Origin of the sequence: Ureaplasma zalophigenitalium (assembly GCF_025780055.1) — a bacterium.
Taxonomy (GTDB): Bacteria; Bacillota_I; Bacilli_A; order Mycoplasmatales; family Mycoplasmoidaceae; genus Ureaplasma; species Ureaplasma zalophigenitalium.
In genome coordinates, this window is sequence record NZ_JAOXHJ010000003.1 from 1 (window position 1) to 23059 (window position 23059).

Sequence of the window (23059 nt, forward strand, 5' to 3'; positions counted from 1 at the left end):
AAAATCACAATTGCAAAAAGCCCAAGAAGCAAAAAATAACATTGATAATCAAAAACCTGAACAATTAAAAAAAGTTATTCAGGAATTAGCTAATGCTTTAACAGATGCTAATAATCAGTTGAATGAGTACACAAAAAATATTAGTAGTGAAAAACAACAAATTAATGACGGTATTAAACAAGCGGAATTAATCAAACAACAATTAGCTAACAACAGCGACTCTACAGATTTAAAAACAAAAATTGACGCGGCTATTAATGCAACTAAAACCATTCTGGATAATCCAAAATCATCTGTTGATGAATTAAAAAATGCCAATCAAACCCTAAAAACGGCTAACATAGCAAATAGTGCTGCAAAGAAAGCTTTAGAACAAACTAAAGAAACCGCTCTTGATGAATTAAAAAAAGAAATCACCGCAGCCGACACAGCACTTATTGATCCGGCTAATAAAAATAAAAACACCACAGCACTAAGTGAATCATTACGCAAAGCTTTAGAAGTATTAGTCAAAGCAGACACAACACCAGCTAGTGATGTTGATAACCAAACTAAGGAGCTTAAAAACGCTATTGCAAGCTTTAAGTCGCAATCACCAAATTCATCAAATAACAATGAAAAAGAAGTCTTATCCACTCAATTAGACAAACTAATTGCAGATACAACCACAGCACAGAATAAAAACGATACAGTGGGATTAGATACCCAAGAATTGAAGCTACAATTGCAAAAAGCCCAAGAAGCAAAAAATAACATTGTTAACCAAAAACCTGAACAATTAAAAAAAGTTATTCAGGAATTAGCTAATGCTTTAACAGATGCTAATAATCAGTTGAATGAGTACACAAAAAATATTAGTAGTGAAAAACAACAAATTAATGACGGTATTAAACAAGCGGAATTAATCAAACAACAATTAGCTAACAACAGCGACTCTACAGATTTAAAAACAAAAATTGATGCGGACATTACTGCTGCTCAAAATGTTTTAGAGAAAACAAATTCTACACTTGATGAATTAAAAAATGCAAAAGAAACACTAACAGCAGCTAACACAGCCAATGCATCGGCAAAAACTGATTTGGAAAATGTTAAACGAGCAGCTATTGCTGCTCTGCAAGCTAAAATTACAGCAGTTCAATTATCAATTCAAAAACCGGAAAATAAGAATAAGGATATCACAACCTTAACTCAATCAATGATTGAAGGATTAAACACATTAGTTGATAAAGATACTTCTCCAGTCGAAGCAGTTAATGCCATGACAGATAAATTGCAAGCAGCAATACAAACATTTGAGGCACAAGAGGTTGTCGACCCAACTGCTAAATACAAAGAGTTATTAGGTGAAAAAATTAATAAATTAATATCTGATGCTGATGCTGTAGCTGCTACAAATGCTGCTAACAGAATTACAGATGATGAATTAGTTCAACAAATAGCTGCTGCTAAAAAAATGAAAGAAAATCTCGAAAATCAAACTGCAGACGAAATTGAAGCTCAAATTAACGCCTTATTAAATTCATTAAACGATGCTAATAAAAACTTAAATAAAATTCTAGATAAGAAGGAATTGTTAGCGTCTGAATTGCAAAAAACAGAAGCATTATTGAAATCATTAAAACCAAACAGTGATTATGAAGAAATTAAAGCAGCGATCCAGGCTTCATTGACGGCGGCTAAAACAACTTTTGATCAAACCAACCCTACGCCTGAAAAATTACAAACAGCGCTGGATAACTTAAAAACAGCCAACACTGCAAATGCTGAAACTAAAAAAACTTTAGACCAAGAACATTTGGATAAAGTAGAAGAATATCAGCAAATATATAATGCTGCAATCGACATTTTAACTGACCCTCAAATTCTTGATACTCCAGAACGGCAAGTATTGTTGGGTTTAAAAACAAGTGAGTTAGCTGCTTACCTAAATCCTATTTTATATACTAAAACTGATTTAACTGAAAAAACTAAAAAAATTGAATCATCAATTTTAAATTTACAAAAAGAAAGTGCGAAAAAAAGAGCTGCTATTTTGCTTGCTGAGATAACGAATAATGATATTTACGCATCATTAAAAGAGAAGCTAGAAAACGAAATAAATAAATTTGAATCCTTACCGAATGATGTGACAAGTCAACAAACCAAACAAGCTATTACATCATTAAATAAAATTATTGATGAAATAAACTTGTCGAAAAAAAATATTGACAAAGACACTGTTTTATCGTTACAAAATAATTTTGATTTTATTCAAAAAGATGTAAATGACTATTTGGAAAATGATCTTGCAGATAATAATTATGCTGATATAAAAGAGTTTTTAGATAATATTAAAAATAAACTAAATTCTATTGTTCATCCAAGTAACGGAACAAAACCAACAATTTATCAAATATTAGATGCTACAAAGGAATTGAAATCATCGCTTGAAAACGCTAAACTTAGTAAAGAAGTTCTGGACCTACGATTAATTAATTCAGATGTACCTCCACCTCAAAAATATGATCCAACAAAAAAAACAAAAAAAGAAATCATTGATGATTATATAAATCTTTTGAATGAATCTATAAAAAATACGAACAAAATTATCGCGGAAACTTCAGAAAAATATCCAACAGAAAGTTTCCCGAATGATACAACTAGTAAATTTCCGAAATCATATAAAGAGCTAAATGATTTAAACAACCCTGAGAAAACTCACGCAAGAAAGTATTTGACTTTTTTAAACACCGAACTAAAATGAGCTCAAGAACAAATAAAAGATATAAACGCTATTGAATACAAAAATTTAATAGGTAAGATAAATGTTTATTTTGTAAAACGTTATAATGAAATTATTTTAAATAATTTAGAAAATATTATTGAGCGGTCTAGATCTGTGTTGCGAAATTTTGCACTTTCCTTAAATCATAATAAGTACAAAGATATAATATCTCTCATCAAAACTCATTTATTAACTTTACCCGAGGAAACAGATAAGCCTCAATATATGTTTAATGAGAAAACAACATTATTGCAATTAAATCAAATACAAACAAATTTAAATAAATTATTAAATAGTTTACCAGGGGAAGTTATGAAAATCGATTTCATAAGTATCCTTGATCATGATTTGCTTAATTTTATTCCTGCTATAGAATCTTTTTACAAAGAAAATATCAATGAAGATTGAACACTAAAATTGAACTCCGCGGGCATAAAAAAAATAAAAGATAAAATAGATAAAACTAAAATTGAAGTCTTGAAAATTCCGTCTGAAAATTATATATTAATTAAAGAAAAAACTAGTGAATATAATAATTTTAAGAATGAATATTTTGCAGCCTACACCTCCGCTATTCAATATTATACATCCGAGGCTTTAAAACAAATACAAACAGAAAAAATGGGTGGACAAGCCGAAGAAATTTTAAATATTCTAGAAACAATATCGAATAAAAAATCTTCTGCTGTTATTTCAAATATTTTAAAGGATAATAATTATATCAAAGATGTTAAAGAGAATATTTCAACTTTCGATGAATGAGCTAAAAATATCAAAGAAAATGCAATTAATATATCACTTAAAATTCTTCAAACAGGATCAAGCGCTTATCAATTATTCAATAGTAATTTACAATTAGAAATTCAAGTTGGAGAACTACATATTAGTGATGCACAAAAAAAACTAAAAGATTTCATAAGTAAAATCGAAGATGAAACTAATAAGTTTTTAGATTACTATAACTCTTCCCATGAAAAAATAACGCTTAAGAAATTTCTTGAAGATATACAATCAAAAGATTCTACAAAACCAAATATTTATGCATCATATCAAAATTTTTTAGAAATTATACAAAGAAATAAAAATCATCAGAATCTTAAAAATAGAATTGATATTATTGATCAGCTCATTAAAAATGATAGTATAGTTCGTGAAAATTTATTCTCTTATGCTCAAGAATATTTTAAAAATAATATGACTGATGATTTTAAACAAAAAGCAAGAAAATGATTTATTCAAAATTCAATGACCTCAATATTAGGAACTTATGATGAATCTTGCAGTTCCAACACTCATTGTTTCGCGAATGTTGATAGACTAGAAGGTAGTTCTCAAAACTCGAGCTTAGATAAGTTTAATAAATTACATTCAGGATCTTATGCTTATCTTGATAAAAAAACTGGATTTATGAAAGAATTAATAGACCCTAATTCGGAACTTTATGCTTCTAATGCTCTTAATTTTATGAATGACTTAAATTTATTATTTTTGAAAGAAGAGTCTATAATTAATTCATTAAAACCGAATGAAGAATGTGCTCATTACGCTTACGCTTTATTTGTTTTATTAAACAAAGAAAACCCAGGTGATATCGATGATAACTTTAAATTCGTTTTATCTCGGAAAAACTTTACACCGGATTGGTCAAAAAGAAATGAGTTTAGTGATTTTATTGTAGCAGATTTGTTTTTTGCACCAGCAGCAAGACGTGAATACCTTCGAAATTTTGGTTTCTACGATCTTATATCATACATGCTTCAAGGATTAATTTATGCATATCAGAAAAAATGAAAAGAAGTGCATCCAGATCAACCTCTAGACACTAAGTATTTTATACCAAAAGAAAACCAAACAATTCAGCTAAAGGAATTCCAAAATTTAACAATTATTCAAAAAGCATCTTATGTTCTAGATGTTTTTGGATCCCTTACCTTTTTAGGTAACTTAGGTTTTAAAGAATTAACAAAAAAAGGAAAATTTTGAATGTATTGAAATGAACCTTTAGCATGGGGCACAAAAATTAAAGAAGCACCTGAATTAAATAAAGATACATTTAATTTTCAAGGGATCTATCTAATTAGTGAGGAAGAACCAAAATCAAAAGTGATGCAATTGTATAAAATTAAAGACCAAAACATCTCACTTTTTAATAACTTTATTGGTGGTGATGGGGATAGTATTTTAAATATAAAAAATGTTTCACCAACCACATATGTTGGCACGAAGCAATCAAATATATCTATCGATTTATGAATTAAAAATATGTTTTATAATTTAATTTATACATATCAAGAACTGTATACAGCATTTTTAGAATTAAATAATAGTTTTATCATAAATAATGAATACGTTAATGCGCTTTTAGTAGTAGAAAAAAATGGCAAACCAATACGTTGAACAAGAATAAGAAATTTTGAAAATTTCAAAGAAATGCCTATTATTTTTAATGATTTTGTGCATTTTAAAAAATAATTAATTTAATATACTTTAGAAAAACTAAAAATAAAGAAGTGTAGGAAGAATGAGGGTAAGCCAAGCGACTTACCCTTTTTTTCATGACTTTAAAAATTCTGAAAAGATTTAAAAATGTAAAATTCAAGACATTTAATTCAAGGTTGGGCCATCGATGATTGAATATCGGATAATGTGAGCACATGAGCGGATGAACAACGTTGTTCAAAAAAACCAAAAACAATTTACCGACATTTTCTGACGATGAGTTAGAAGAAGGAACTAAAAAATAAAAAATCTGGTAGTTCTAAACATTTGATCCTTCGTGGAATAAAAGGGAACGGTTTCGTACAACTACCAAACTTTGTTTATAACGTATTAGTTGCGAGCAAAAATGCTGCAGTTGTTCCTTTGGTTATACAGTTATATAAACGTCAAACACTCTCATCAAAGAATCGTAATTTTTGGGAGAATGATGATGAATGTTTCTTTATTTATAAACAAACCGATTTAACTGACGATTTAGGTGTGGATGAAAGAACAATAAGAGCGGGTTATAAAGTGTTAAAAGAACTGCGAATAATCGATGTTGTCCCTCAAGGCTTAGGTCGGCCAGCAAAACTGTATTTTAATTCTAGTGAAACAGTCTATGAAGCAATCGTGAATAATAATGAATTGATGAATATCATAAAAGAACACGAAGCTAAGGACACGAATGATTTTATGAATCATTTATACAACGAGGTCTTTAATCAACAATATTAAAGGACTGATTACAATAAAAGATTCAAAACTATCAATCTAAATCATTGGTGATTAAGTTCATCCAATCGTCTAAAACACGAATAGAAATTCCTATCAAGACAGGAAGAAAAGTTCCCCCCCAGAGGTGAAGAAAAGTTCCCCTCCTATATAAAACAGATTGATTATAAACAGATTGATTGTAAATATATAAGTCTAAGTCTAAGTAGTTAAGTTATGAACTATGGTTTGAGAAGATATTAAACTAAAACAAAATATCAATCGAATTTAGAAAAGTACAAAAATTGATTATTCATAAAATGAAAAAAAGACAATTATTCAAAAATATAAAAATAGACGTTTTAACAAACAAAACATAAGTTAATCAACAAATTACTCTAACGTTTTAAAAAAAGCTCTTAAACGAGGTATTAGAGTGTTTTACGAAAGAGTTAGTTTAATGCGAGTATTTAGTAAATTGAATTTTATAACACCTAAAGGTCAATATAAGACCGGTAAGGGAAATATAAGAACTTTAGAAAATTGGGTTCATAATGGCAACATGTTGAATTATTTATTACGAGTATCTGCATCAGTAGTTATGCCAAATGATTTTTTATATGGCAAACAACAAGTGTTTGCCATGGATGTAAACGAAAAACTAAAATGATTTTAAAAACATGTTAAACAAAATAATTCAGAATATGCTAATCAGTCAGGATTATATGACTTGTTTGCTAAAACGCCCGAAGATGTTAAACAAGATGATGTACAAGCAGAGCTAAGTCAACATGTAGGAAACTTTTGCGAACTAACAATATCACCTAGCGATTTAGGTTTACAAAAAGGTTTAGTTACAAAAAATCAATATCACGAAGTTTTAAAAGAACCTGTGCGAAGTTTTTTAAAAGCAAACAAGTTGAACGATGAAAACATTCGTTGTTATTACACCTTGCACGGTAACACTGAGCATCCGCACGCCCATTTATTCTTTTACGAAAAAAATCCGTGCTTAAAAAAGCGCGTTTCACAAAAGAGTCAGTTAATAACTTATCTAAAAGTGTTTATGTCAAAATCATGTATTCAGCTGATTTATCGAAAATAGAAAATCTGAATAAAAGCTTATGAACAAGCAAAAAACAAATTAATCAATGCTTGTCGAGTGTTTTACAAAATGACGAACAAAGTATTAAAAAACGACTTTATGTTGAGTTTTTAAAAGATGTCCGAACAATTGAAAATGAATTAGCGAACAAAAAAGATATTTCCTATGCTAATTTATCGCAAGCATCACAAAATGCAGTAGCTAACATTCAAGAGTTTGTTTATAAAACGAATTCAGAATTCAAAAATGAAATAGATAATATCAATGCTATTTTGGAAGTAATAAAAAAGGGCAAGGCATTTGCCTTGTTCTTCATCTTTCCTACACTTGTATAGTTATAAAACAAAAAGATGTCGTTATTTTATTTTTAACTTTTTATTGTTCTACATTTTTTTGTGTTATTTTTAAATCTGAAGATTACTCGTTATAAAACTTTCGCTTTTAACTCTTCATAAAATGAAGGGTGTTTTCATTATGGTTTTATCTTATTGAATAGTCATAATTTATTTTCATCTTTTTCAAAAAAATAAAACCTTGTATTGCAATTTATATCTTATTTGCCTTGGATATATGAGTTTTTTAAACAGGACTTTTTAATCCGATGCACACTAATTGATAAATCTTTTTGGTAAAAAATAAAATCTTCATTTTTTATTCGCCTTTTTTCTAGTTTCCCTAATATCTTCATTTTCTTTATTTATTTTTTAATGTACAAATAAAAGTAAATAATATTTTTTCTTATTTCTAATTTACTTAGAAGGATATATAATATTTAAAAGTTCAAAACTGTGATACCTCTAAATGGCAAACACATTTCTTCGTTATTAAATTATTTTATATATCTATGTATTATTAATGAATTATTTATATTTATGTGTTGGATGTATCAACGAATGTTTTGCTCCATTTGAAAAGAAGTGTGGTTAATATGAAAAAGAAAATATGACAATTACTCCCTTTGTTTTTATTTCCAGGGATTACAATAACAATGATTGCTAGTACAAGTGTTAATAAAAATATGCATAAGTGAGATAATTGGTCTCAAGTTGACAATGGTCAAATAGCAAATATTGAAAAATATTATGCTCAGGATTGGATGAGTGAAATACCCGATGATCGTAGTATTTTCACTTTAAGTATACCTGGTACCCATGATTCGACGATGTTTAATGGAACAGGTTTTTATTATACATTTGGTTATACTTGAGCAAATACACAATACTATAATTTTGGTAATCAATTAAATTTAGGAATTAGAGCCTTTGATCTTCGAATTTCTTCAGATGGTTGATTAGTGCATGGTGTAACATATTCAAAACAGAAATTTGAATCTGCGATGAACGATTTTGCTAATTTTTTAGATAAACATCCATCTGAGTTTGTAGTTGTGCGAGTAAAAGATGAAAATTTTAATGTTAACGATTATAATTAAGCACAAAAAGCGAACAGAAATTATGAAGCAGTATTGAGAAAATACGAAAAATATTTAGCAAATCCAGAAGGATGAAACTATAGTAAATTAAAATATGAGAGAGGTATTAATGTTAAAGCTTATCGAGGCAAAATAATCATTTTAAATCACTGGCACCACAAGGTTAATACAAGTCCAAGAGGTGGATTTATGTTTCGATCTGTTTCATACGGTCCAACGATTCAAGACCAATACAATGATATTTCTTCGACTGATCATAAATTTAAATTAGTAGCACAAATGATGCAAAAAGCCAGTGCTAATCAACGTGATAATGAAGCTTTTTATGTTAATTTTTTATCAATGGCAAGCGGATGACGCCCTTATGTAAGTTCCAAAGAAGTCAATTCAAAAGTTAATAATTTTTTAAATAAACAAACATCTTTAAGTTCTTTAGGTCTGATTTATATGGATTTTCCTGGACCTTCATTAATTCAATCAATTTACCGAACTAATTTTTATTATACAGATGAAGCTTTGCGAACGGGTGTTTTAGGACCAAACATTGATCATTTAAAACTTAAACCTATCTATGAATTTGACAATTTTATATCACTAGATACATCAGATAATCCACGAGCTTATCAAAACTTATGATTAGAATTGTACATAGACGATTCCTTAGTTAAGAAAATCCTTCTACCTAAGGATTTCAATGCCGCTGAATTCACTCTAACATTAGACAAAACGCAACTAAAATTGGGAAAAAATATTTTTTTAAAGGCTTATAAAAAAACACCTGATAACGGCTGATATCCTGCGCGTATTTATAATCAGGAAGAACTAGCAAACATTATTGTTCAAAAACATCCTTTTCTTATAGAACAGAATGCACTTTTAAAAAAGATTAGTAATGCGCAACAAACATTTTTAAAAAAACATCCTAAGATTAGTGAGTTTTTAGAAAATCAATATATTCCAAGACTAAAAAAATTAAACCCTCACCAAGATAATAGTTTGGGAAATTTTCAAAAAATAATGAAGAATTGAGAAAATATTGAAAAGTATTTAGAAAATCTAACTAAACTCCTAGAAGTATTTAAAAACAGTTTTTCTAATATCCAAAAACTACCGTTAACCAATCTTTTTAATTCTACAAATACGGAAAAAATTAAAAATTTGGATAAGCAAATAACTAGTTCAATGAATGATGTTTTTAATCAAGCAAGTCATGAATTGATTAATCCTTTGAATTTAACAAGTTTAAACCAACGTATTATGAAAATAAATGCATTAGTTAGTTGAATTAAAACTACTTTTGATAGTATTCATGGATTAAATTTATTTAAAGAAATAAACGAATTTCAATCATCGAATCCAGAATTTGATTTTGCTAAAGGTAATATTTTACATGCACTTAATGAAAAAATTAATGAACTAAACCAACTTTTCGAAAATAACCTATTAAATAATAATACTAGCGAAGTTATTGCAACCATGCAAGAAAAGTCAAAGAAATCAGGTAGCGAATTAAACCGATTAAAATCTAAAATTGATGCATCATCTGCTTTTTTACAAAAATGTAAGGATTTTTTTAAGCAACCAAAGAATGAATCTTTATTAACTTTTTTTAAACAAGATATAATTCAATCTCTAGAAAATAATAATCTGGACTCTGAAAACATTACACAAAAAGCTCGGACTTTTTTACTAGCTTTCAATCAATTGCGCGAATTAGTTCAAAATCAGTCAAAAATTTTGTCATCTTCATTAAAAATGAATTATAAATCTTCAAATATCCAAACATACGTAACTTTAATCGATCAGGTGCAAAGTGCATTGACAAAAAAGGATCCAAAAACCCTTACTATCTCATATATTTACGATAATATTGACAGATTAAAAGATATGCAAACCAAGATTCAAAATAATGCTGATATACTACAACGAATTAATGAACAAATTCAAAAAGACTCATCTCTATCAGATTTACAAAAAAAATATTTTACAAAAAACTTGTTGCGAATAGATAATTTAGATGAAAGAAATTCATCTCCATTAATTAATTCAATTAACAAAATTAAAGATGTATATAACAGTCTTGACCATCTAACCTCTTTAAACAGACGTCAAAAGAAGAGTATTCGTGATCATTTACAAACAATGACAGATATACCATCACTTGTGGAGGAATTAAAAGTAGGGCAAGACTTAAATCAGGGTATGAAGGAATTATCAGCCAAACTCAACCTTTTAAATGATTATCAAAAAATGAAAGGCTTTTTAATTTTAAACCCTGATAAACGTAATGAATTTACTCAATTTTTTAACAAAACTAAAACCGAAGCTCGCGATACCAATTTAACACAAAACTCAGTAATTAAAGCTATTGAGCAATTAAATCACTTTCATGATATATTTGCAAAACAAAAAAGTCTAGAAGAGGCAAGGAAAACTGTAGAAGAATCAGCTGATTTATACCAATTTGAACAAGCAGAATTACTATTAGATTTGAATAAAGTTGCTAATTTCGATGACTTAACGAGATGGTATAAAAAACACAAGGAATGAAGTAGTAACGCAATAAGAAAAAAGGATTTAATAACTTTCCCGAATTTAAACGCATTACAGCTACAAAAAATTTTAGATGTATTCATTAATGCAAAAACAAGAGAAGATTATAATCGATTACGTAGTGATTTTACTTGCTTAAACGAATCGATTAAGAATGGGTTTGATTTAGCAAATAAACTAAAAGGTATTGAATCTTCGGAACTATATTTAAAAAATTCAGTTGAGCAGCAAAATAAAATAAAGGAATCACTTAGTTTATTGAATGATTTACTTGTCAATAGTACTAACTATAATAGTGTTAATAAACAAATCGCATTAGTGCAAAATGATTATAAAAATTTAATAGATAATTTTCATACATTAGAAAGCATAAGTCTTAAAAAACAAGCTATAGATGAATATGAGCAAACTTATCAAGCAGCACAGCTAATGAAAAAAGAATTAACACATCCACAGAATATTTATGATTCTTTAAAACAACAAATTACTGATTTTTTAGCAAAGAACACCTTAAATGTACAAGATTATAATCTGCCATTAGAAACCATTAAAAAAAATAAAAACGAATTGCAAAAACAAATAACTGATTGAAAAAGATCTCAACAAATTATTGAAAAACAATATAACGATAAAATTCGCAAACAAAAAGAACTGCTAGATACTTTTAATACTTATGCTGAATCTTTAATTTTTAATCTATCTACTCAAAAAAGCAATGCTTTACCAAGTACGATTGAAAAAGATGATCTGAAACCTAATCAAGACAACCCAGATTATCAAATTGTTAATTTATCAATGAAACCAAACGATGACACAGGGGTTTTAGAAATATCCTACGAAGTCAAAAAGGGTGATTTAGTTTATGAAAAAAACCAATTAATAAATGGTTTTATGACAAACAAAGAGATGCAGGAACAGCAATTTTTAAAAGAATCTAAGAAGCGACTTGACGAGATTATTCATAAAACTAATGAAAAAATAGATTCTTTTAAAGATCTCAATAATGAAATGTCTGATGATGAAGTTTTACAAACGGCTATGACAACATTGATTGATACTTGTGACCAAGCAAAGCAAGTGCAAAAAAACATCGACTCTACAAATAAAACAATTAATGATGCGGTTCGTGCACTGATTTTAGCAAATGAAAAACTTGATGAAGCCATTCAAAAACATGAGATTAATGAACGCAAAAACCAGTTGGGTTTAAAAATAAATAACTATATTAGTGAAGTCCAAACGTGAGCTAGTGAACAATGAGAAGAGCCGATCACCTCATTTATTAAAGATATGCAAATGTATGCTAAAGAACTAGATAATGCGAACACTTGAACAGAAGAACAATGATTATTAATTACAGATAATATAAATAAAAAGTATGCAGATTTATCTGCACAAACAGATGATTTTTACAATCATTTACTTACTACATTAACCCAAAATGTTTCGTTTGTTGTTGATAAGCAAAAGCATTTCCAAGCTATTCGTGATATCAATAAAGAAGATTTAATTATTCAAAAAGATAATAAATTACAAATTGACATAAAAAATCTGCTTGCAGACGAAAAAGAACACGCCCTTACAGTTAATTTTGATTCTGTTTACAAAGGTTATAAAATTAATAGTTCCTTTGTAATTACAAATATTACCTTAGACAATGAAAAACACTTGGTGATTAACGAAGAAGTAACGGATGTTTCACACGAAAAACCAGTGGTTTTATCATTACCAGATGTTCCTCATGAAACTATAACAACTAATGATGAAAATACAGACCAAGATATATTACCTGATAAAACAAATGGAGTTGTTAAACCAGTTAACAAAGAACCAGTGGTTGTATCATTACCAGATGTTCCTGATAAAGAGATAACAACTAACGATGAAAATACAGACCATGATATATTACCTGATAAAACAAATGGAGTTGTTAAACCAGTTAACAAAGAACCAGCGGCTGTATCATTATCAGATGTTCCTGATAAAGAGATGACAACTAACGATGAAAATGTAGATTCATCTATTTTACGAGAAAAGGTTGTAGAAAATAAAAAGACTACGCCTAATGGACATTCAAATAATATGGATACAAAACCAATAGAAAAAACTACCACAACGAATTTTAAGACAGATCATGATGATACAAAAAAAGATCTAATTAAAAATAAAGAACCAATTATAGAAAAATTACCAATTAAACACAACGCAAAACTAGTGGACGCTAATGACAAGAACAACACATTAGTTAAAGGCATTCCTGCAGAAAAAAACAAAACAGGAAATGAATTTAATACCTCTATCTTGCCACCAAGTAATCAAAAACAAAAAACATCTGATGTTAATACTATTCAAGCTGATCACAAATCACATCTTAAATATTTATGACTTCTACTACTACCTTTATTAGGCTCTATAATTATTCTGTTAATATATCTTTACATTAGAAAGAAACGTAAATCAAAAACATAATAAAAAAGGATATTAAATGCTTCGATTAGATAAATTCCTAACAGATTCTTTAGATTATTCGCGTAAAACAGTGCGGCAATTAATTCGTCAAGGGCGCATTTGTGTTAACAATAAAATAATCAGATCGAATGAATATATAGATCCTACTTGCGACATAATAACCTTAGATAATCAAGTCGTTAGTTATCAGAAATTTAGGTATTTTTTGTTAAATAAACCACAAGGATATATCACAGCTAATCATGATTCATACAATAAAGTTATTTTTGATTTACTTCCAGATTTAGATCGTAATAAATATTTTGCTGTGGGGAGATTAGATAAGGATACCGAAGGACTTTTAATAATCACTAACGATGGTTTATTTGCTCATAAAATGCTTCATCCACGTAGTCGCATAGCAAAGACATATTATCTAGAAGTTCATGCGGATTTTAACGATTATATAAAAAACTATTCTGGCCCTATTAGAATATCAGGGTATGTTGTTCATGATTACCAGTTTAATTTTCTATCAGCACGAAGTGCCGAGTTAACTATTTACGAAGGTAAATTTCATCAGGTTAAAAAAATGCTCAAATTTTTTGACTATCAAGTGACTTTTTTAAAGCGCATAGCCTTTGGTAAATTATATTTACCTGATGATCTAAAAAAAGGAGAAATCAAAACTTTTGATCCATCGCTTATTTAATACTATATAAATGCAATATGTTAAATTACTATTTTTTTATAATTTACTTATTAAACATTTTTTGTTAAAATAAAGGGATTGAATTATTTTAAAATGGAGGGTCCACCACTTATGAAAAATCAAAATTCAAATAAAAAAAGACGAAAAATAGCTGCAGCTTATTCTGTAGTTAGTTCATTATTCATGGCAGGTGTAGTTATTACTGCTACACAATTAAGATGAAATAAAAACAAAGATCACACATATGATGAGACAGGTATAGAATACCGTAAATTATTAGAAGAAGCAAAAAAAACACTTAAATTATTAATAGAAAATAACAATTTAAATTACGAAAATTTAATTGATGATTTAAAGAAAAACATTCAATTAAATTCCAATATCGATTTAAAAAATAGTGAGCGAGTTAAAGAAGCTATAAATTCATTAAAACGAAAAATTAGCAATATTAAGAAGCAACAAGACGAAATCGATTATAACTACAAGAAAATATCTTTTGACTCAGGTGAATTAATCAAAAAAGCTAAAGAACTTTTAGCAAAAATCGATTCTTATCAACAAGATGATGTAGCACATCAACATAAAGAATTATTAACAAACGCAATCGCATCATTAGAAAAAATGTTGAAAGCAAAACCAACAGTTTTAGTAAATGATTTATTAAAACAAAACGAATTATTACAAGGTTTAATTACTGACTGCGAAAATTATTTATTAACATTAGATAATAAAAACGATTCAAAAAACAAACTGCTGCAAGAGATTCAAACATTAATAGCAAAGATTAATGATAAAAACCAAGGTATAAGCAATCTTTATCAAGTTGTTAAAGATAAAATCAATTCTGTAACGTCTGAATTCAATCGATTAGTACCTAATGTCAATGATTTATCGAATGTATCTTTAGAAGTTTTAGAAGCATTTAAAAATAAACTTATAGACCTATTAAATAATATTGATCCAGATATTTTAAAAATTTCACAAGATAATTTATTAAATGCTTCAAATAACATTCAAGATTATATAAATGAATTAAAGATACATTCTAATTCTAGAAATTATGTTGATATTATTAACAGATTAGAAGAAACATTAAAGGCAAATCAAGTACCCAACTCAGATGTATTAATGAATGAAAAACAAACGAAAAATTTACTTGATGCTTTAGATTCAGCAAAAACTAATAAGTTAAATAAAGATACAGAATTAAAAAACAGCAAGGAAACATTAATTTCTACTATTAAGCAAGCAAATACACTTAAAGATCAATTAACTGACCCGGCTTTAGTAGTAGAAAAAAACGCTTTAGAAAATTCTATAACAAAAGCTAATACAATCAAACAAGTAGATGCAAACAACAAAGAAGCACTAATTGCTGATATAAATCAAGCTAAAATTGATTTGGAAAAAGCAATGCAAGTTGCTCAAAATAAAAAAACTACAATTGATCAACAAAAAGCTAACCTGAAAGAACAAATTATAAATTCAAAACAAGCTATTACCGATTTTCTTAATAATTTAACCCCTCCAGAAAAATACGCTGCACTAAAAGAAAAAACAAACCAGTCTTTAACAGACCTAAATAATAATAATCTTAATTTAGATGTAAAAACATTAGATCAATTAACGTCAATTGATCAAGAGTATAAAAATCTATTAGCCGAAGCTAAGAAACAAAAAGATCAATTAGATGGCAATGAAAAAACTGCTAAACTAACAGAACTAAATGGTATAAAAGAACAATTAAAACAAAAAGTAGCGGAAATAGACAGTCTAAAAAATAATGGTAAGAATCATATAGATGGATTAAATTCAGCACCAATTAATGAGTTTTTAAGTCAAACAGATCCTGAAACTGTTGATTCTATTAATCAAGCTATTATTCAAGGTAACCAATTGCTCCAACAAGCTGATAAAAATATTTATGCTGATAAATTAAATACAATTAAAAAAGATTTAGAATCATTAGCACAAACTGAAGATTTAGCTAAAAAATACCCTGATATCAATAATCAATTAACAGGATTTGTATCTGCTATTTCAACACCGGTTGACCCTGATACACTTGAAGCTTACAAAACACGTTATGAAGAACATAAAGAAGATGTAGCTAAAATAAAGGAAGCAATTAAACAAAAACAAGAGAACGAACAACAAACTAAACAACGTTTAGTTCAAGAAATTCAAGAATTATTAAACCAAGCTGATACAAAAAATCAAACAATTACAGCGACATATCAAACAGTTAAGGATAAAATTGCTGATTTAAGACCCGATTTTAATAAATTAGTACCAAACACAACAGATTTATCTAATGTTTCAATTGCATCATTAGAAACATTCAAAACAAAAGTTAAAGATGTTTTAGATAATATTCAGGCTGAAATTTTAAACATTTCAAAGAGCAATTTAAACACAGCTGTAAAGAATCTTGATGCTTTTATTGATAAATTGCAACAAAATCCAAAATCTAAAAATTATGTTGATATTATTAATCAATTAAATGAAACATTAAAAGCCAATCGTACACCAGCAAGTGATACTATAACCAACGAAAAACAAACTGAATCATTAAAAAACGCATTAGAAGAGGCGAAAAAGAACCAATTAAATAAAGATAACGAATTCAAAGTCGCAAAGGATGCTCTATTACCACTTATCGAACAAGCAAATACGCTTAAAGATCAATTAACTGACCCGGCTTTAACAACAGAAAAAACTAATTTAGAAAACGCTTTAAACAATGCTGATAAAAAAAATAAAGTTGATACGAGTGGCAAAGAGGCGTTAATTAAGGATATTAATAAGGCTAAAACAGATTTAGAAGTAGCAATCCAAGCTGCTAGTGCGAAGAAAAATGAAATTGACAAGCAACGAGAATCTCTAAAAAATCAAATTACAGATTCTAAAAAAGCAATTAACAATTTTTTAAACACATTGACACAAAATGAAAAATATAAGGATTTGTTTACAAAAACAAACCAGTCTTTAACAGACCTAAATAACAATAATGTTAATTTAGATGTAAAAACATTAGATCAATTAACGTCAATTGATCAAGAGTATAAAAATTTATTAGCCGAAGCTAAAAAGCAAAAAGATCAATTAGATGGCAATGAAAAAACTGCTAAACTAACAGAACTAAATGGTATAAAAGAACAATTAAAACAAAAAGTAGCGGAAATAGACAGTCTAAAAAATAATGGTAAGAATCATATAGATGGATTAAATTCAGCACCAATTAATGAGTTTTTAAGTCAAACAGATCCTGAAACTGTTGATTCTATTAATCAAGCTATTATTCAAGGTAACCAATTGCTCCAACAAGCTGATAAAAATATTTATGCTGATAAATTAAATACAATTAAAAAAGATTTAGAATCATTAGCACAAACTGAAGATTTAGCTAAAAAATACCCTGATATCAATAATCAATTAACAGGATTTGTATCTGCTATTTCAACACCGGTTGACCCTGATACACTTGAAGCTTACAAAACACGTTATGAAGAACATAAAGAAGATGTAGCTAAAATAAAGGAAGCAATTAAACAAAAACAAGAAAACGAACAACAAACTAAACAACGTTTAGTTCAAGAAATTCAAGAATTATTAAACCAAGCTGATACAAAAAATCAAACTATTACTAATATCTATCAATCTGTAAAAGATAAAATTAACTCTTTACCTTCTAAATTTGCTAAATTACTGCCCGATAAAAACGACTTATCAAATACTACTATTAAAACCTTAGAATCATTTAAGGATGAGGCAAAAAATGTTATAGACAACATTGATACTAATATATTAAAAATTTCTGAAGAAAATTTGAAAACTGCCGCGAATAATATTAATACTTTACTTAATGAATTAGAAAAAAATAAGAATACAAAGAATTATACAGAAATTATTGACACACTAAAGTTATCATTAAAAACTAATAGTCACTCTGCAAACAATTATTTAACTAATGAAGCGCAAACTAAAAAGTTAGAAGATGTATTAAAAAAAGCTAAAGCAGATCAAAAAACTAAGGATAATGAATTTAAAATAGCTAAAGATAGTTTATCTGTAACTATTTCGCGAGCAAATACGCTTAAAGATCAATTAACTGACCCAGCTTTAACAACAGAAAAAACTAATTTAGAAAACGCTTTAAACAATGCTGATAAAAAAAATAAAGTTGATGCGAATGGTAAAGAGGCGTTAATTAAGGATATTAACAAAGCTAAAACAGATTTAGAAGTAGCGATCCAAGCTGCTAGTGCGAAGAAAAGTGAAATTGACAAGCAAAAAGCTGATAAATTAGTTAAATTAAACGCGTTAAAAGAACAGTTAAAAGCAAAAGTTGCAGAAATTAAGAATATTAAAAATGATAATAAAGAACATATAAGTTCTTTGAATACTCAAGCAATAGAAGAATTCTTAGTACAAGAAGACCCGCAAACAATTGGGGAAGTTAATAATCACCTTAGTCATGGTAATGAAATTTTAGAACAAGCTGATAAAAATATCTATGCCGATAAATTAAATGCAATTAAAAAAGATTTAGAATCATTAGCGCAAGCCGAAGATTTGCCAAACAAATTTGTGGATATTGATGCTGAGGTTAAAAATTTAATACAAACAATTAAATCACCATTTAATCCAGATACAGTTGATGCTCATAAAGAACGTTATAACGAACATGTTAATGACGTGGAAAAAATAAAAAGAAAAATTGCTGAAGCAAAAGATGAGTTAGCAAATAAGAGAAATAATCTATTAAAAAATATTGAAAAAATCATTGAGGGTGTAAATGCAAAAAATGCATCTTTATCTTCAACTTATTCATCTTCAAAAAACAAATTAGAATCGCTAAACAATGAATTTAACCAATTAAAAAATGATTTTTCAAATAAGACAGTTCATGACTTAGAAACCTTTAAAACAAAGGCACAAAAAACTTTAGACTCAATTGATGAAGAAGTTTTACAAACATCGAAGAACAATTTATCGGCTGCAGTAAGTAATTTAAACAATAGATTAAGTGAATTGAACGCCAATCCTCATAAAAAAATTATGAAAATTTAATTTCTAAATTAGTACAAGTTAAAACAGAAAATGAGACACCGGTCAATGCTCTTTCTGATAATGAAAAGAAAATCGCAAATATCATCACCGCTATTAATAATTCACGATCTGAACAAAATAATTTAGACAACGCTTTTAAAACTGCAATTGATAATATAAATAATGTAATCAAACGAGCAGAAACATTAGCATCCACACTTAGCAATGAGGGATTAAATTCAGAAAAAGAGGAATTGCAATCTATCATTGATCAAACTAAGTTAAAAATTCAAAAAGATAATAATAACTTATTACCTTTAACTGATGTAATTGAATCTGCTAAACAACAATTAGAGACAAAAATGGGTCAAGCCGAAAACGCAATTACTCAAAGAAAACATCAATTAAAGGAACAAATTAAGCAAATTAAACAATCGTTAGATACAGAAAAGAATGCATTAGTAGCTGATCATAAATATCAATCCGTTGGTCAGGAAATTGCTCTAGCGATAAATGAAACGAATAACAATCATCAAAACATGGATAATTATTCAATTCCACAATTAAAAAATGTGCTATCATCTTACCAAACAATTAAGGATTCAATACCAAACAAAAAAGCAGTTGTTGATCAAAAAATTGCTAAATTACGAGCTGAATTAGAAACTAGTTTACATGATGCCGAAAACATTAACACAAGTATTAAGAATAGTGTATCTAATCCATCGACTGAGCTTACGAAAAAACACACAGACTTAAAAAATGCAATTTCTTCAGCTCAGGCATTAAAAAACAATAATAATGCAAGTGCTAATGATCTAGAATCACAAATTCAGAGATTAAACTCTGCAGGGTCTGCGGCTAGTAAAGCAACTTTAGAACACTTACAAACTGAATTCAATACAATTCATAACAAATTTATAGAATTAGCAAAGCAAACAGAAATAGCAAAGGACCTCCAAGTTTCTTATAATAATCAGATTAAGTCAATTAATGATTTAACACAACAAAAAGCTACAAGTACGTTTAATAACAAGGGCGATTTTGTTAATTTACATAACCAAATAAATACTTTAAATAATGAATATAATAATCTTTTGAATCAATTTAAAAACAACCAAAAAACTCTATTAGATAATTTTATTGATAAAAATAATAAACAATTAACTAGTGTCCGAAGTTTAAAGTCAGGTTACCCAAAATTTGAATCAATTATTAGTCAAGAAGACATGATAAATAAATTATCAAATCAAGCTCAAGAGCTTAAAACCAAAATTAATGCTGGGGAATTTAATTCAGCTATGATCAATACATTGCATCAAATACAAGCAAAATATAATGGTAAAATAAATGATTTAAATGTGAAAGTCAACTCAATGAATAAGAAATTGAAATACATTGTTGACTCCGCTAATACTTTTAATGACAACATTAATAAACTAGATAACGCAAATCAATTGCCAAAGATTGATATTAACGTTCTAAATGTTTTAAAAAACGGAAAAGTGAATATCAAAAACGATGACCAATTTAATAATTTAATTGATCAAATGTTAAAAAAATACTCAAATTCGGTAGATTTGGCTACTAATAAAATTAATCAACAATATGATAGTTTAACTAATGAAACAGGCGTATATAATCAAGCGTGAGCAGATAAGTTAGAAGTTTCAAAATATATTAATGATAAAGCCAACGCTTTAAATGATTTTGTAAAACAAGCTAAATCTGTTACACCAAATAACCAGCCTGCATTAGAATTAGAGAAAGCTATAAGAGAATTCAATAAACTTAATAATCAAGCATTTAAAAATGGAATTAACGAAAACGTCTCAAAAGCTGATTTAAATCATTATTTAGGGCATGAGATAATTACTGGTATATCAAGTAAACAAAAAGCGATGGATGAAATTATTAAAAAAGCTAAATTAGCCTTTGATAGTATAAAACAAGAAGCAAATTCAAAGGTAACTCCTTTATCATCAACTATTAATCAATTTGTTAGCGATGTTAACCGCAATCAATTAAATAATAATTATGGATATAAAGGTACTATCGATGCATTACAACCGTATAATGAATTATTTAATAATAATCATGCAAGTCCACTAGAGCAATTACAAAAATTCACAGAATTAAAATCTAAATTTAATACTGATAATGTATCCAAAGAAGAATTAAACGAAATCGCTGTTAAAAAAGAAAAATATAACAATAATATTAAAAAATTTGAATTATCTAGCTGATTTTGAGATTTTATTTATGAAAAATCAATTAATAAAATTCAAATTAAACGAGATTGATTAAATGAATATTTATCGTTATTTTTTAGAACCCAAAATATAGTTAATACAACACTTAAAAATAATTCGAATCCAATTGTTAGTCGTTTCGGAAGTGCTGGATTAAATGCTGAAAACAGAAATTTAGTCAAAGATAGCTATAAAAAAATGCTAAATCTATTTAGAATAGATGCAAATAATGATAGTTTTAAAACCAGTCTAGATATTAATGAAATAAATCACAAAAATGATGAAATGCAGAAATTTACATTTTCAAGTTTTGGAAATGTAATTGATTTTCAAAAATTCATAGTTTTTAATAATATTATGGAAAAAATAATAGAATTTATAGCTGACACAATTTGATGACCGATTCAAGAGGCTTTAATCGACTTCTCTGTTTTAAATCCTTTTTCTGCAATGGTCAATGGTAATGTAGATCAAAGTGTGAAAAATGATAGACAAAGATTTTATGTAAAGAATAATCAAACGATTAAATATATGAATTTTGATGAAAATATTATTATTTATAATCGAAATATAAATAAATTGTTGGAGATAAGTAAAAACTTTGATAGAGTTATTAGCCCTATTAAAAATAAACAAAAACCTCAACGAATTTTTGATTTACAAATCGACCAAGATTTTAATAACATAAAATACATGAATACAGGTTTTGATAATGATAAATACACAAACACTATGGTAATTAAGAATAATTTAATCAACATAGCTGATTATTTTAAGAAATACGATGTTGAGTCTAATGAATTCTTACAAAAAGTGGAAAAACAACTAACAATAGATGGTGATTTCAGAAAAAATCAAAGTCATAACCCCATTTTTTATCCTACAAAGAACATTCTTTTACGAATCGATAACAATATCAGACGTTTTTCAGCCTTAGGATATGTAGGGAGAACATTATTCCAAACCCAAAAAGTTCTTTCTGACGAAAGATTAATAGACTCAGAAAATTTAAAACAATTAGGCCGAGAAATGTCACAAGCAGCACTTTCATTTGGTGTTGTGATCGGAAATGGTGAAGAAAAAGGAACTCATTATTATGAATATTGAGATACTATTAAAAATTATACTAAATACTCAGGGGATGACTCATTTTTAGGAGAATGAACTTATAAAAACAACTGAACATCTCAGCACGATTGATTATATAAAGATATTAATCCAATAAATCGACAACGACACTCTGTTGGTCACGAGGTTGACCATAATGATTGAAATACAATAAAGAAAACTATTACTGATGGGTATAAACTATACTATGACTTCATTAACACAACAATTCAATTAGATCAATCTGAACAACAAAAACAAAATGTGTTTGGTGGCAACCACTTACTTGTTTATAATTTTAAAAAGGACGAACTGGATGAATTCTTACCTGAGAACGTCTTCCCTAGATAATTCGCTTTTATAATTCCTAACATGAGCTAAAAATCAATTTAACTAAAATAAAATCACATTGTGGTTTTATTTTTTTATTTAAAATAGT

General features: G+C 27.8%; 11 protein-coding genes. 10 read left to right on the forward strand and 1 reads right to left on the reverse strand.

Going from position 1 to position 23059, the window contains the following annotated elements:
- The 9 genes from OF365_RS01555 to OF365_RS01595 all read left to right on the forward strand — a co-directional run.
- The coding region (locus tag OF365_RS01555) for a coiled-coil domain-containing protein (protein WP_263817854.1) at window positions 1-5239 on the forward strand (5239 nt) is incomplete at its 5' end.
- A 294-nt stretch (window positions 5240-5533) separates the two neighbouring features.
- A complete protein-coding gene (locus OF365_RS01560) occupies window positions 5534-5983 on the forward strand; it encodes a hypothetical protein (protein WP_263817855.1) in 450 nt (149 codons plus the stop codon).
- 412 nt (window positions 5984-6395) lie between these two features.
- The gene (locus tag OF365_RS01565; RefSeq protein ID WP_263817856.1) at window positions 6396-6635 is read left to right on the forward strand and encodes a hypothetical protein; all 240 of its coding nucleotides are present in this window, start codon (window positions 6396-6398) and stop codon (window positions 6633-6635) included.
- 54 nt (window positions 6636-6689) lie between these two features.
- Window positions 6690-7064: a hypothetical protein gene (locus tag OF365_RS01570; protein ID WP_263817857.1), complete on the forward strand. Its 375-nt coding sequence runs from the start codon at window positions 6690-6692 to the stop codon at window positions 7062-7064.
- The gene (locus tag OF365_RS01575) at window positions 7037-7399 is read left to right on the forward strand and encodes a hypothetical protein (protein WP_263817858.1); all 363 of its coding nucleotides are present in this window, start codon (window positions 7037-7039) and stop codon (window positions 7397-7399) included. The genes OF365_RS01570 and OF365_RS01575 overlap by 28 nt, the downstream gene beginning before the upstream one ends.
- Window positions 7400-7992: 593 nt before the next feature.
- Window positions 7993-8496 (forward strand): PI-PLC domain-containing protein, encoded by a 504-nt coding sequence (locus OF365_RS01580; RefSeq protein WP_263817859.1) that lies wholly within the window; start codon window positions 7993-7995, stop codon window positions 8494-8496.
- Between the two features lie 189 nt (window positions 8497-8685).
- Window positions 8686-13518, forward strand: a complete 4833-nt coding sequence (locus OF365_RS01585) for a lipoprotein 17-related variable surface protein (RefSeq protein WP_263817860.1) — start codon at window positions 8686-8688, stop codon at window positions 13516-13518.
- Between the two features lie 16 nt (window positions 13519-13534).
- Window positions 13535-14209 carry a pseudouridine synthase gene (locus OF365_RS01590; protein WP_263817861.1) on the forward strand — a complete coding sequence of 225 codons (675 nt, stop codon included), beginning with the start codon at window positions 13535-13537 and terminating at the stop codon, window positions 14207-14209.
- Between the two features lie 111 nt (window positions 14210-14320).
- Window positions 14321-19282: a hypothetical protein gene (locus OF365_RS01595; protein ID WP_263817862.1), complete on the forward strand. Its 4962-nt coding sequence runs from the start codon at window positions 14321-14323 to the stop codon at window positions 19280-19282.
- Here OF365_RS01595 and OF365_RS01600 read toward each other — a convergent pair.
- A complete protein-coding gene (locus OF365_RS01600; protein ID WP_263817863.1) occupies window positions 19269-19529 on the reverse strand; it encodes a hypothetical protein in 261 nt (86 codons plus the stop codon). The two genes, OF365_RS01595 and OF365_RS01600, sit on opposite strands and share 14 nt — an antisense overlap.
- Between OF365_RS01600 and OF365_RS01605 the strand changes: the two genes are divergently transcribed.
- Window positions 19516-22971 (forward strand): coiled-coil domain-containing protein, encoded by a 3456-nt coding sequence (locus tag OF365_RS01605; protein ID WP_263817864.1) that lies wholly within the window; start codon window positions 19516-19518, stop codon window positions 22969-22971. The genes OF365_RS01600 and OF365_RS01605 overlap by 14 nt on opposite strands.
- Window positions 22972-23059: the final 88 nt, after the last annotated feature.